The organism is Pseudomonas resinovorans NBRC 106553 (assembly GCF_000412695.1).
Classification (GTDB): Bacteria; Pseudomonadota; Gammaproteobacteria; order Pseudomonadales; family Pseudomonadaceae; genus Metapseudomonas; species Metapseudomonas resinovorans_A.
The window spans coordinates 3,156,652-3,170,170 of record NC_021499.1; the positions used below are offsets into that span (position 1 = coordinate 3,156,652).

A 13,519-nucleotide genomic window follows, 5' to 3' on the forward strand; every position below is an offset into this window, starting at 1 on the left:
ATTGGCCCTCCTGCTACTTCGCCGCGAAGGCGCCGTTGAGACTCTGCAGCTCAACCGCTCAGCACATCGGCGTGCCCTGAGCCAAGAGTTGATGGAAAAACTCTCCATCTTAATAAATCCGGAGTGTCTAGAATTTATGCGAGTCGATGCGATGGAAATCATCTCGGCACCAAAGCCTGGGGCCTCGAAGAAGAGCAAAACTTCCAGCAAGACGGAAAGTAAAATCCTCAAGGATGTGAACTGGGAGCAGCGTCTTGGCTTTCTCATGCACGACGTTTCTCGGCTGCGCCGCACCGTCTTCGATGAGTTCATGAAGCCGCTCGGTGTCACCCGCTCGCAGTGGTGGGTGTTGGCGTGTGTCTCACGCCATGACGGAATGACCCAGAGCGATGTGGCCAACATGCTTGAAATCGGCAAGGCAGCACTCGGCAGCCTCATCGATCGGCTCGAGGAGTCGGAGTTGGTCGTGCGCGGATCGGATGCAGTGGACCGACGCGTCAAGCGCATCTACCTATCGGACAAGGGCAAGCAGCTCATTCGGACGATGACCGCTGAAAGCAACGAGATGAGCGAACGCATTCTCGAAGGGCTGAGCCAGACTGAGCGTCAGCAGTTCGTGGATCTGCTCAGCAGGGTCAAGCAAAACCTTCTGCACATCAAGCGTGAAATGCCCGCGTTGGCCAACGACGCAAGCGACATTGACTGAACCAACGACGCAACGATTTTATCGGCGCCAGCACCAAATACTGGGGGTGCGGTTCGTATTCTGGAATTGGATGAGTCTGAGGAGAATGCCAAGAAACGCCCAGCCGCCTGGCAGAATCCTGACGAAGAGCCCCCGAGATCTTTGAGACAAAGGCGCGTGATTCCCTGGAGCTGATCTGTTGTACCGACGTCATTGAGGTGGGCTATCAGCAACTAGCTGTCGGCTGGGCCGGCGGGAACTATCTCGAAAATGAGCATGGGGCTCTGTCGGTGATCATCGTGGCGCTTCCCCGCACGGCGACCGTGTAGCGACAAGTTAGCGGTCATCGCGAGACATGCTTTTGACGTCTTGGGTGGGTGCAAATCAACGCTTCTGTGTCGCGCTTAAGGGCATGTTTGGAGAATGCTACCTTCAAGTCTCCACGAGCCAGACGGACGCAGGGGTAAGCCGCTTACCCGCTGGCTATCCTCTGTTTCATGTTGGCCACGTCTGCTCCAGCTTCACCCTGAGGTGTTCAGCCAGTTCCTTGTTCCTGCCGCGACCATCCAGCAAGTCCAGGTAGAGTATGTAGGGGCTCGCGAAGTGGCACGAATTGTTCTTGAAAGGTTGGCCAAGCAGGATCGATGCCTCGCGTTCCACGATCGACACATTCGCCCCTCTGACCATCGGTTTCAGCTTGAGAGCCTGCATCACCGCCAATGTCATCCCTGGCGGAACAATCAAGTCAATCGAGCCGACCTCTGTCAGAAGAGGAGCAAATTCGTTTGCCGCAGCCGGGCCGGTCAAGACGCACTTGGATGCAAGCCCCGCCTCGTAGATCCGGTTGGCTGCTTCACTGAGAAGGTACTTCGAGTCTTCAACGAAGAGGTAGCCCTTCGCCTTTTGTTCTTTCCGCTGCGTCCAATGCTCCGCCCAGGCGTCGAGCAACTCCGCGGGCTTCACCAGCCGGCGGCGTTTGGTCGGCCCGCCACCGCTCGACTCACACCACTCCCGTCGCTCAAGCTCCTGCAGCACCACCGAACAAGTATACGAAGAGGTCTTTGCCAGTCCGGCAAGCTCGCTGCCAGTCATCCACTGATGCGTGTGCATGAGTAGCGCATGCACCACATCTTCACGAGCCACAGTGAAGAGAGGGACGATGGACGGTTTCGCAGGTGCTTTTGAAGGGCGCTCGATGTTGATGAACCAACGCCTTGAGCGAAGGTACAGGCTGCCACTCTTCTCGAAGTAGGCGAAGCCGTGGTCCTTCAGCGTTTGCTTTGCCCCCGGGCTTAGGGTTTCAGCAGCGATCAACCGAATCAGACTGCGGTTCTGAGGCTTGAACTCATTCAGGCTCCAGATCGCTCGCCTGACATCCCGTGGGTAGGCGTTGCGAAGCACTTCGACAACCACCACAACGGACTCTCCTTTACCTTTCAGAGTGAGTAGAGCGTCCGTAGAGTTGATGGTCGAAAAAGAAGCATCAGGACCAGGTTCTACGTTGGCTGTACCCATTAAGGCTTCGGAAAGCGCGGCTATGAGGAGGCTAAGCATCTTGCCTTCGAACACAGATGAGCCCAGCGCGTGAGAAACCGATGTCATGGAAATTTATCTTCTAGAGGCTGTTTAGCTGGTCAGCTAAGAAAACCCTTCTACCTAATGATAGAAGAGGCTACGCATCTATTAGCACCACGGGCGTCACGCACACGGGTCGTAGAAAGCCGTGGGGAGCCGCTGCAGAATTGCCATCAGTCACCACATCTGGTCAGGATTACCGGCGTTTGGGCTACGCCCGTGTCAGCAAGCTGGAACGTCAATCGGAGGAGGAGGGGAGCCCGTTGCTCGTGAGCATGGAACAGAAGAAAGTCATGTCTCAGGTAGACTCAATGGTTGCTATCGAAAAGGCTTTTCGCCCAGTTTTCGATAACTGAGACGGCTGGTCTGAGGTGATCAACTGCCCGCGCCGCGGATATGAGCTCCGCTCATCACCGCGCCTTCATACGCCGCCTTTCTTGCCTAAGAAATGAGAAGGCCCGAGCGTAATGCCGGACTTGCCAGCACCAGAGGATCGGGCGCGATTGAGAGCAACACTGCCGAATGCATCATTTATCGTCAAGTGGAACAGGTTTAAGTTCTCGTCCTAAGTTGCCCGTCAGCAAGCCGGCATGCACCCCGCATCTGGCTCGTATGGCAGCTGGCTTGCCAATCAGCCGGTTGGCAGAAAACGGCTGGGACGAGGCCTATTTCGCTTTTCTACGACAATGTATCCGTCAATCACTCCTTAAGTCGCAAGCCCTTAATAGAGAGCGCTCGACGTTGATCGGAACTAGCGGAGTAGGACGTTAAGGGTTGGAGCCGAAGGTCCGCCTGCAAATCCGTTGGTTCCCGGTGCGGCGCATCAAAGGTGGCCGATGTGTAGCGCAACCACTGGAGTGATGCGGAGCGCAAGTGGTCGATCTCCTGATCATTCCAACCTTCCTCCTGCATTCGCGCCAAGGCCCGATCGAACACGTCTTGCAGCAACAGGCGGATATGACGGTCGGATAAGCCTGCGCGACCCTTGAGGGTGCTGATCAAGGGAGTCTTTTCATCATCTGAGGGCAGAGGGGGCAGCTGCAGATGACGACGGTAACGTACCAGGTAATTCTGGACATACTCGCCACGCAGGCTGATTCGTCCCTTTGTTCCGCCCGTGTTTTGCGGATAGAACCACCAGCTCCCGGCAGCGTCGCAACGAATGTCGCCCATGGTCGGCGAATGGGGACCGTGGCCTGCCAAGTCTGATACTTTCAGGTATAGGGCAAATATCGTTGCAACCAGAAACAGTGTTCGCTCATGCCTCACGTCTTCCGAGGCCATCGCTTCTGCCGTCTCAATCACATAGAGCCACTGCACCTTGCTCAAGGAGCGCGCGGCCACGTTCGTGGTTTGGTGCTGCTTGTAGCTTGGATTGTCTTTGACAGCTATGAAGGGGTCGATTTCGGTCAGCCCCTCACTGATGGCATAGCGGAAGAAGCTTCCGCACACCGCAATCGAGTGAGCAACATCCGCCAAGGACTTCAGGTAGGGAGGACAGGGTAGGGGAGTGGTCAGCTGTGCAGCCCCCGTAGGTTCTCGCGTAGGCCTGGTGACATTGAACGGCCGCCATTTGACATTGAGGATATAGGTATCCGTTGCCCGCCTCGCCCTGCCGCCGATACGCAAGAACCTGGACTTCACCACAGGCCCAACCCAGTCCTGCGTGGGATTCAGGTAGAACTCTACGTAGTCCTTGGCATCGTAGCTCTGCAGGTCCAGGAGCGGCTTGTGCGCAACTAGCAGCGACCACAGCAGTAAGCGCTCAACATGGGTCCGATACGATGCGAAGGTCGCCTGGTTTCCGCTGTGAACCCTTAGGAACGAGCGGACGACAACGTAGCCCTCTATGGCCCGGCACACTGCCGGGAAACCTTCCAGGAAGTCGCGCACGACGGGGAGCTCGGCTGACAGTCCGAGTGTCTGAAAGTTGAGTTCATTAAATCGGGCGAGGCTTTCAAAGAGAGGCTGCGGAGACTTCGACATGCTGATTCCTCCCCCCAGCCCCTTCGACCAAACCACTGATCAGCTGAACAACGACAGCGCCACCTTTCTGCGCAGGCTACGCCACACTCGGGACACGATGGGGGGCTCCATCGGGTGGTAGGTGGGTGAGGAACTAAAGAAGGGTGAAATCCGCACGTCAGCCGGACGACTTTCTTCAAGCAGTCCCTGCAAAAGCACCTCCGCCTTGCTTGGGTAATGCCGCAAAAGCTGATTTGCCATACCGCGGATGTCTTCGCTCAGCGACACATCTTGCTCCAGTCGTTTCAGGAACTCACCGGTCTGGATTACGGCTCTGGTGCGCTCGTAAGGCACGGTCACATCGGAATCTCCCTCACTGGAGTTGGATCGCGGATCCAGTCAGCAGCTGAGCTACACGGATGCTTACACATCGAGCCTAGAGATCGGCCCAACCGGCACGCTCAATTACGGCGCGAATCTCTCCGAAACCTGGCGCGCCAAACCCTCGCATGCAGCACGCAGCTTCGGCCCGAAACGGGGGGCATGGTCAAACTCATGCTAATCCCGGGCGAGTAGGTCGTCTACGTGCGCGGCGCCGTTGACGAGGATTGCAACAGGATGTGTCGAGTGGCGCCGATGGAGAGGAAAGCTGGTAGTAACGGCCAATTCGTGAACTACAGATTCAAAACGGAGTCGGCGTTTCCAATGTGAATCTGTAGTTCCCAAAAATGTGAATCTTTAGTTCAGAGAACTTTAGGACAGGGCGCCTTAAGCTACTCATGAACATCTATGACATAGCATCTGGTTTAACATAATATAGATTATGCGAAGCCTAAGGTAAGAACGATGGCGATCACCATGACCAAAAGCAGCCAAACGCCGGAACCGATTTGGCGTCGCACAGGCTTGTCCTCAGTCGGTATCGGGATAACCTGGCGCTGATACTCCTCATATCGCTTTTCCCTAAGCTCCTGCCGATACCAATCCCTGTCCTGCATGCCCATAAAAAACCCTCGTTTGATCGTCGCCGAAGGTTATCAGCAACAACTACGAGGGCAAGTCTGCCGGCCACCGGCCTTGGCGAGCTGGCAACCAATTGGGTTGTTCGTTGAGGTGTTGCAGGTGGCGGGATGCCTTCCCGGATCGGGTCCCTCCCGCAAGCGGGAGCCCTCCCGATCCGATCAGTTCGTCACGCCGGCTGTAGCCACTTTCGAAGCAAGTCCAGTAGTCGGCAGGTCGGCAACGACGAATCCGACATCAACGCCCTTGTACGTCAGGCTGATGACTGTAGCGGACTCGTAGACGATCTCGTAGCCAGCGGTACGCAGGTCATCGAACGATACGCGACGGATGGCCTGGCCGTTCTGCGCAATGGTGACGTAGCCGCCCAGGAAATCCTCCTCGACACCTTCCCTAGTGCGTTTGCCCTTAAGCAGCGCCTGGAGGTGCATAGACAGGCCCTGGTACGGGTGCATCTTCTGCTCAGGGCCGCGAGGCTGGGCCGTATCGGCAGCTGGCGCCACAGGCATCAGCGGCTGAGACGCAGGTTGTTCCTGGTGCTGAACCTGAACCGGCTTCGCCGGCGCCGGAGGCAGCTTTTTCTTGTCATCCTTGAGCAGCTGGTAGGCCACGATCGACAGGAACAGCACGACGCAGATAGCCGCACCCTTGAACGGCCAGCGTTTCCACAGCGGCACAATGTCATTCGCCATCGCTTCCAGCACCGCACCGTTGCTCTTCGTGTGCGACTTGTAGAGCGGGAAATACTTGGACTCGTATTCACGAACCGAGGTGTTGACCACCTCGCCGCGTAGACCGTCCTGAACCTTGCGGATGTATTTCTCATTACTGCCGAACGCCGTAGCCTTTTTGCAGCGGTAAACCACTTGCACCAGGTCACGAATGGCCGAGCTGATTTTGCCGTACGACTGGGTAATCAGCAGCACGTCAGCACCCTCGTGACGATGCTCGGCAAACCACTCCTCGACTGCTACCGGCGTGCCCTTGAAGGGAAACGACTTGTGGCATTCGTCGATGATGTACAGCGGACCGAGTTCGTTGCCGTCGCCGAGGTCCTTGCGCCAGGTGTCGCCGAAATCCTCAACGCGGCTGAATGGCCGATGTAGCTTGCCGTCGAACTGGTAGTTCCCGCGGATCTCGATCAGCTTCGTCGAGCCGGGGAAGAAGTGTTCCCACATATCCAGGCGAAGGGGCAGGTTCGTGATGACTTTCCTCCCCTGCTGCACCACGGCCGGGATCACATGGAACGCCACCGATTCATAGGATTTGCCGCCACCAGGCTGGCCAAGCAACAGGTTAATCATGATCAGGAACCCCAGCGAACGAACGGGATGGTTTGCAGCAGGAAGCGAATCAGCAGGGCCGCAACGATCATGGCCAGGGCCTGGCTAACACCGATCACGCCGAGCATGTTGCCGACCTCAGCCGGAATCAGTCCGTAGTAGGTCTGCGGATTGAACGGCGCATCAATCCCCGACAACGCAGACGAAGCAACACCAAGAAGCCCCTCAAACACCCAGCAGGCCGCATCTGTAACGATGTTCCAAAGGTCATCGAAAACCCGCTTGACCAGGGCGAGCAACCAGCTAGCAACAGCCGATATCTTGGCCAGTAGCGAAGTAAAGAATTGGAAGATTCCGCCCATATCAGCCTCCAAAGATAATTGCGCGGCAAGTGAATACTGCCGTCACAAGCATGATGACTTTGATGAAATCAAATATGTAACAGAGACTCTGAAAAGGAATAGTGCCGAAGTTAGCCAGAGCGCCAATCGCAAAGTTCATTGACCAACTCGGACAGCTACCAGAGAAGCTCGGGACAAACGACTGCATGAACGACACAAATTCGCTGTTCTCGAAATCAGCCTTAGCATCACTCCAGACACCTTGCATGCCATCCGGATACTTCTGTTCATAGAACGGCTCGATTTCCGGAAGGTCCGAATCTTGGAAACTATATTGCTCTTCTTCCGGATTATCCTCTTCTGGGTTCTCTTCTGGAGTGCCGGAATCCGTAGTCGATTCCTCGGAGTCTTTCACGCCGTCCTTATAATTAGCGGTATTAGTTACGGTGTCGTAGTCAAAATAATTATCACCGTAACGAATATTGTAATTCGTGGTGGTTGTGCTGGAAGTCGTTCCGGGAGTGCCGTCAGGCTTTGTATACGTACCAGTAGTTGAGGAAGCCGGACCAGCAACAGATGCCGGGCCACTAACAGCTGGAGGCGCTTGCTTCTGAAGATCGTCATAGCAGCCCTGCGGGTTCAACGACCCTTCACAGGACTGCTGGAGGATGTCGCGGATGAAACCGGCTGTCGCGGCCGTGATCACCGGGTCCAGGGAGGCATAGTCAGATTCCTGCAGGTCCACCTTCGTAGTACCAGATTCACGACGGCACTGATCACCGTCTAACACGTACGGCGCAGTACAGGTGCCAAAACGATTGATGCTCATAAGGAAAGGACCACCCGTACTCTGAAGACGGCAGTTCTTTACGGTGGCACTAACCGACTCGACGCCAATAAGGGACAACCACTGAGGCTTGTAACCCACGAATTGCTGGCAAGCCGCCGTAGCCGATACGCCATAGACATAAACCCCAGTCTCCGGAGCACCCCGCCAGTAAAACGTCGCGATCGGCGCGTTTTCGTAGTTCTTGACCTCTTTCTTAATTGTCTTAGAACCCTCATCCATCACCCAGCCGACAGAATTAACAGCAGCAGTAGTCGCAGCGTGAAGCATCACCTGGGCCGGATTGAGTTTGACGAGGTTCTTCAACTTTCCAGCAACACCAGAAATAGGGACTTTGACCTTCGGCTTTACCGTCACAGGAGTTTTTGCAGAACCATTGCCAAGCCAGCCTTTTCGCTCAGCTTCAAGTAACAAGTCCTGATTGGATTTGGTCGGCACATAACCGGTAACAGAGCCAGTTGCCGCTGTGTAACCAGGGCCGGCCTTGATATAGGGGTCAACTTTGACGCGCTGCGTTGCGAGCGCAGCGGGGGAGAAAACAAACAGCGCGATTAGCGCTGCTGCATACCGATAACAAATGCCCATCCGCCAATCACTCCGCCGATAAACACCAGCGAGTAAGCGAGCATGGCTATATCCGCCGGGGTAATCGCTAATTGTTCCATAAGGTTTAGAGGGGATATTGCTATCCCCTCCCCTGGCCAACTTAGGCCTTTTTGACGCCGCGCTTGCCCAGGTCGATGCCCTTGAACGCCATGGTAATACCGATCACCAGAACGCCAGTGGCAGCTACCCAGGTAGCGACTTCAGCGAGGTCTACAGCAGCGAAGATTGCATCCATTTTGTTTCTCCTCAGAGTTTGCGAATGACGCCGATAATGACGCCTATTTTCCAGCCCAAAGCCCAACCAGCGACTGTGAGCATGAAACCTGCGGTATACACGGTAATAACTCCGTCAACCGTCAAAGTTGTTAGAGACTCGGGCATTTAATCGTCCCCAAGTTCATCTTCTGGAACCGACTCATTGCACGCCGGACATTCAAGTTCGCCGTCAATGAAGCTCAGATCCCAGTCGTCCAGGGCGGACTCTTCTCCGCACTCGGGACAGGTGGCCATGATCAGGCGGCCTGTTCGGACTGCTTGACCAACTTGAAGCCGCAAACACGGTTGCGCTCCATGCTTCGGGGGTCCGGCTCGAACTCGAAATTGACCACCGACAGCGGCGGCAGCTGCTGGAATTTCAGGATCACGTCAGGGCTGCAAGCGATGGTTTTGCCCTCCAGACCGACAGCGGCTTTGCGATCGGGACGACTGGTGTTGCTGGCGTCGTCGGCGTAGTGCAGCTGACAGATGTCGTAAGGCTTCTGAGTGTTCTTCGAAGTGCCAGCGTCGCGGGTGATGCCCAGGAATACGAACGGCATGGGTTAAATCCTCTTGCTAGTGATCGGGCGGAATTGCCCTGGAATGTGCTGTCGAGGGAGGTTCCCAGCAGCGGGGTATTTGGGGCTGCGCGGAGCAGCTGGAGAACGGGCCCACACGCCCAGCGCGTGGATGGCCAGGACGCCCAGGATCAGGACGACGATCAGGTCTACGATGGCGGCAATCACAGGGTGTACCCCGCCATTTCAGCGACACACGGAGTGCCCTTTTCCTCGTAGTCCAGGAACCAGACTTTTTCGGACTTGGCGCCCTGCTCTTTCCGCTCGTCCAGGGTGCGAATGGTCTGGTCGACCTGGGCCTGGAGAATCGGATTGATGAAGCTACGGGCAATCGCCTGTTGCTGGTCCATACGCAGGCGCTGGGAATGGCTCAGGCCGGTGCCCTGGAAGCTGACGGTTCTCATGCCGCCACCAGTTGCAGGTGACCAGCAGGACGGCGATACCAAGCGGGGATCGGCAGGTCGTAGACCTTCGTGACTTCGCGAGCCTGGCGGACGATGACCGGCGTGAAGCGGCTGGTATCGCAGGGGTTGGCGATATCGATACCGATCTGGCGGAGGCGTGCACGATGCTTCTGGAGCGAGCGGTTGTCCTTGTCGAAGGGCTGACCGTTGCTCCAATTGATCGCAACCATCGCGGTCATGTTGGCGGCATAAGTGCTAGTGACAATGCCCTCAGCGAGCAATTGCCCAGAGATGGTTACGAGGTCCATGGCCGTTACCTTCAGCTTGTTGTCCACCGCGAGGAATTCGTCGTGAATGGTGCGGAGACGGGATTCGTTGAACAGGCCCCAGTAGCGAAGACCTTCGCGAGCCAGGAACTCTTGCTTGAGCTCCTGTTCTTGCCGCACAACGCCATGCTGGTTGCAGTAGGAAATCAGCTGGTCGATGTAGGCCAGCTCCGGCGATTGCTCGCCAAACATGCGCAGGATGCGCGGGCGGGCGTGTTCCGCCATTTCAAAGCCCTTGTCGTAGGCCTTGCGGTACTGGAGGCGCACGCCCCCTTTTCTCTTGCCGCCAGCTGTCCAATCGACCGTACGGCCGTTGGGGAACAGATAGCCAACCGAGTGGCCGATTCGTTGAGTTGAGAGGCCGCGCAAGTAAGCGAGTACGTTGCCCTCCCCTACAGCGACGTTTGTGGTCAGGTCGATACGCTCGACGGTGCAACCATCCGAAACCCAATCACCAGCACGGGCACCGGAAGCGCCATCGCGCAGAGAAACCTGAGTGCAGCGGGTGAATGGCGGCAGTCCGTATTCAGCAAGCAGGCGGTTGTAGACCGCGATGCACTGCTCAATCGTTTCGTAACCGAACAGGTTGTCGAGGCGGTCGATCTTGCTGGGGTTGCCTTCAACGCGAACCTTTCGTCCCTGGACGCTAATACTGATCGAGGTTGAGTAGCTTCCCTCATGCTTGAACCAGGGCTGGCGGGTGCTGAGCACCTCATGAGTGTTGGCATCGATGGTCAGCGTGAACACGTCACACACGACCGGAAGGTCGTGGTTGTGCTCCTGAGTAACGCTAAGCCAGTCGATGAACATCCGTGCACCTCGAAAGAGACGTCACTTGTGACCGTGTTGCAAAATCACAAATGATCTTTCGGTGCTTTATACATGAATCACAAATCACAATGCAACACGTGCAAAAATGATACTCGTCGGAAATCACACGTGATGGTGGCACATGGCCAAAACATATCGTCTGCGGGATGAGGCTGTAGAAGCGCTACAGAGCAAGCGGATCAAGATGATCGTGGAGACCAAGGAGGACGTTAAAGAGTCCGACCTGCTCGGGGCGCTGCTGTGGAAACACCTGAGCAACCTAAGCGCTCAGGACATCAAGGCGTACAAAGAAGCCGTCCTTGGAAGGGACTAGTCGCTGGGACAATCACCGCGCGATCGTGCGGTAAAGTGGGGGTGTAACAGCACCCCCACCCCGACCGGGCGTCTCAGGCGCCCTTTCCGTGCTGATACCAGTACAGCTCGGCAGCCGATTGAACGATCTCGTAGAGATCGGATTCCTGAGCAGGCGAAATCACCTGCATTCGACGCGCACAGCGCAGAAAACCAGCGAACCAATTGCGGTAGCAATCGACGGTCCAGCCGCCTTCCATACCTGCCTCAGCAAGCATCCGATTCGTTTCGCGTTCCTCGCCAAGGGGGCCGTAGGGATCACCTACAGCGATCAGTTTGGCGATGGATTCGGCTTGCTGCTGGAAGTGGCTCAGGCTGAGAACATTCATGTAGGTGACTCCTTGTTGATGACGGCCCAACTGTCGCTAAACAGGGGCTTAGAAACATCCCCCGAACCTCCCATGAAGGGGTTTGCTGGGGTTTGAAATGCCCGAATTAGAGCGGGCCCGACCATATGCGCCACGACGGCCGGGCTAGATGGGCGAGTTTTTTCCTCGGAGCGTTGAAGGCCCGAAGATGGCCTCCACGGCGTGCTTTGTGTAGCGCCGCAGTGGGCACCCGAGGGGTAATCATGGCGCGAAGGGAGTTTTCAGCGGCGGCGGGCGCAATGCTCGCGGACGTGCTCCTGAGGGGCGTTACGTCACAGGTCCAGAATCGCCCTACAGGCCGCCTGCAATGCTTCCAGGCGCGAATCGAAGTCAGCACCCTCCCGATCCAGCTCAGCCACGCGAGAACGCAGCTTTCGCACCTCAGAGGCGAGATTCGGGTATTCGGCGAGCAGATGGCAGACGGCATCGAGGTCGGTACGCCCTGGAGCGTACAGCCGCGCTTGATTGATGAGGTGTTGCGGAATTTCGAGGGGGTCGGGCTTGCGCATAATCGGCCCTATGTTACGCGCCGCCTGGAGCCGGAGGCATCTTCCAGACGAAGCTCAACATAAGGCCATCCATTATGCGAAGCCTAAGGTAAGAACGATGGCGATCACCATGACCAAAAGCAGCCAAACGCCGGAACCGATTTGGCGTCGCACAGGCTTGTCCTCAGTCGGTATCGGGATAACCTGGCGCTGATACTCCTCATATCGCTTTTCCCTAAGCTCCTGCCGATACCAATCCCTGTCCTGCATGCCCATAAAAAACCCTCGTTTGATCGTCGCCGAAGGTTATCAGCAACAACTACGAGGGCAAGTCTGCCGGCCACCGGCCTTGGCGAGCTGGCAACCAATTGGGTTGTTCGTTGAGGTGTTGCAGGTGGCGGGATGCCTTCCCGGATCGGGTCCCTCCCGCAAGCGGGAGCCCTCCCGATCCGATCAGTTCGTCACGCCGGCTGTAGCCACTTTCGAAGCAAGTCCAGTAGTCGGCAGGTCGGCAACGACGAATCCGACATCAACGCCCTTGTACGTCAGGCTGATGACTGTAGCGGACTCGTAGACGATCTCGTAGCCAGCGGTACGCAGGTCATCGAACGATACGCGACGGATGGCCTGGCCGTTCTGCGCAATGGTGACGTAGCCGCCCAGGAAATCCTCCTCGACACCTTCCCTAGTGCGTTTGCCCTTAAGCAGCGCCTGGAGGTGCATAGACAGGCCCTGGTACGGGTGCATCTTCTGCTCAGGGCCGCGAGGCTGGGCCGTATCGGCAGCTGGCGCCACAGGCATCAGCGGCTGAGACGCAGGTTGTTCCTGGTGCTGAACCTGAACCGGCTTCGCCGGCGCCGGAGGCAGCTTTTTCTTGTCATCCTTGAGCAGCTGGTAGGCCACGATCGACAGGAACAGCACGACGCAGATAGCCGCACCCTTGAACGGCCAGCGTTTCCACAGCGGCACAATGTCATTCGCCATCGCTTCCAGCACCGCACCGTTGCTCTTCGTGTGCGACTTGTAGAGCGGGAAATACTTGGACTCGTATTCACGAACCGAGGTGTTGACCACCTCGCCGCGTAGACCGTCCTGAACCTTGCGGATGTATTTCTCATTACTGCCGAACGCCGTAGCCTTTTTGCAGCGGTAAACCACTTGCACCAGGTCACGAATGGCCGAGCTGATTTTGCCGTACGACTGGGTAATCAGCAGCACGTCAGCACCCTCGTGACGATGCTCGGCAAACCACTCCTCGACTGCTACCGGCGTGCCCTTGAAGGGAAACGACTTGTGGCATTCGTCGATGATGTACAGCGGACCGAGTTCGTTGCCGTCGCCGAGGTCCTTGCGCCAGGTGTCGCCGAAATCCTCAACGCGGCTGAATGGCCGATGTAGCTTGCCGTCGAACTGGTAGTTCCCGCGGATCTCGATCAGCTTCGTCGAGCCGGGGAAGAAGTGTTCCCACATATCCAGGCGAAGGGGCAGGTTCGTGATGACTTTCCTCCCCTGCTGCACCACGGCCGGGATCACATGGAACGCCACCGATTCATAGGATTTGCCGCCACCAGGCTGGCCAAGCAACAGGTTAATCAT

At 56.8% G+C, this 13,519-nt stretch carries 15 protein-coding genes; 2 read left to right on the forward strand and 13 right to left on the reverse strand.

The features are described 5' to 3' along the window. Position 1 precedes the first annotated feature (1 nt). On the forward strand, positions 2-706 hold the full coding sequence (locus PCA10_RS14170) for a MarR family winged helix-turn-helix transcriptional regulator (RefSeq protein ID WP_197539851.1): 705 nt from the start codon (positions 2-4) through the stop codon (positions 704-706). Between the two features lie 474 nt (positions 707-1,180). On the opposite strand, the gene PCA10_RS14175 is transcribed toward PCA10_RS14170, so the two are convergent. From PCA10_RS14175 to PCA10_RS14225, 10 genes are all read right to left on the reverse strand, one after another. Next, positions 1,181-2,287: a type IV toxin-antitoxin system AbiEi family antitoxin gene (locus PCA10_RS14175; protein WP_016492787.1), complete on the reverse strand. Its 1,107-nt coding sequence runs from the start codon at positions 2,285-2,287 to the stop codon at positions 1,181-1,183. A gap of 672 nt (positions 2,288-2,959) precedes the next feature. After that, entirely contained in the window at positions 2,960-4,246 is a 1,287-nt protein-coding gene (locus PCA10_RS14180) for a hypothetical protein (RefSeq protein WP_016492788.1), read from the reverse strand. Between the two features lie 39 nt (positions 4,247-4,285). After that, on the reverse strand, positions 4,286-4,585 hold the full coding sequence (locus tag PCA10_RS14185) for a BPSL0761 family protein (RefSeq protein WP_016492789.1): 300 nt from the start codon (positions 4,583-4,585) through the stop codon (positions 4,286-4,288). A gap of 821 nt (positions 4,586-5,406) precedes the next feature. Beyond that, the gene (locus PCA10_RS29240; RefSeq protein WP_016492791.1) at positions 5,407-6,549 is read right to left on the reverse strand and encodes a zonular occludens toxin domain-containing protein; all 1,143 of its coding nucleotides are present in this window, start codon (positions 6,547-6,549) and stop codon (positions 5,407-5,409) included. A 2-nt stretch (positions 6,550-6,551) separates the two neighbouring features. Continuing rightward, positions 6,552-6,890 carry a DUF2523 family protein gene (locus PCA10_RS14200; protein ID WP_016492792.1) on the reverse strand — a complete coding sequence of 113 codons (339 nt, stop codon included), beginning with the start codon at positions 6,888-6,890 and terminating at the stop codon, positions 6,552-6,554. Position 6,891: 1 nt separating this feature from the next. Next, a complete protein-coding gene (locus PCA10_RS14205; protein WP_016492793.1) occupies positions 6,892-8,301 on the reverse strand; it encodes a hypothetical protein in 1,410 nt (469 codons plus the stop codon). A gap of 121 nt (positions 8,302-8,422) precedes the next feature. Next, entirely contained in the window at positions 8,423-8,557 is a 135-nt protein-coding gene (locus PCA10_RS31135; protein WP_016492794.1) for a hypothetical protein, read from the reverse strand. A gap of 277 nt (positions 8,558-8,834) precedes the next feature. Beyond that, the gene (locus tag PCA10_RS14215; RefSeq protein ID WP_016492795.1) at positions 8,835-9,137 is read right to left on the reverse strand and encodes a hypothetical protein; all 303 of its coding nucleotides are present in this window, start codon (positions 9,135-9,137) and stop codon (positions 8,835-8,837) included. 182 nt (positions 9,138-9,319) lie between these two features. Next, positions 9,320-9,559: a hypothetical protein gene (locus PCA10_RS14220; RefSeq protein ID WP_016492797.1), complete on the reverse strand. Its 240-nt coding sequence runs from the start codon at positions 9,557-9,559 to the stop codon at positions 9,320-9,322. Then, entirely contained in the window at positions 9,556-10,695 is a 1,140-nt protein-coding gene (locus PCA10_RS14225; protein WP_016492798.1) for a phage/plasmid replication domain-containing protein, read from the reverse strand. Before PCA10_RS14225 ends, PCA10_RS14220 begins: the two co-directional genes overlap by 4 nt. A 142-nt stretch (positions 10,696-10,837) precedes the next feature. Here PCA10_RS14225 and PCA10_RS14230 point away from each other — a divergent pair, with 142 nt between their 5' ends. Further along, entirely contained in the window at positions 10,838-11,029 is a 192-nt protein-coding gene (locus tag PCA10_RS14230) for a hypothetical protein (RefSeq protein WP_016492799.1), read from the forward strand. Between the two features lie 73 nt (positions 11,030-11,102). On the opposite strand, the gene PCA10_RS14235 is transcribed toward PCA10_RS14230, so the two are convergent. The 3 genes from PCA10_RS14235 to PCA10_RS29245 form a co-directional block, all read right to left on the reverse strand. Next, entirely contained in the window at positions 11,103-11,396 is a 294-nt protein-coding gene (locus PCA10_RS14235) for a hypothetical protein (protein WP_016492800.1), read from the reverse strand. Positions 11,397-11,707: 311 nt separating this feature from the next. After that, entirely contained in the window at positions 11,708-11,944 is a 237-nt protein-coding gene (locus PCA10_RS29620; RefSeq protein ID WP_016492801.1) for a hypothetical protein, read from the reverse strand. Positions 11,945-12,376: 432 nt separating this feature from the next. Continuing rightward, the gene (locus tag PCA10_RS29245) at positions 12,377-13,519 is read right to left on the reverse strand and encodes a zonular occludens toxin domain-containing protein (RefSeq protein ID WP_016492791.1); all 1,143 of its coding nucleotides are present in this window, start codon (positions 13,517-13,519) and stop codon (positions 12,377-12,379) included.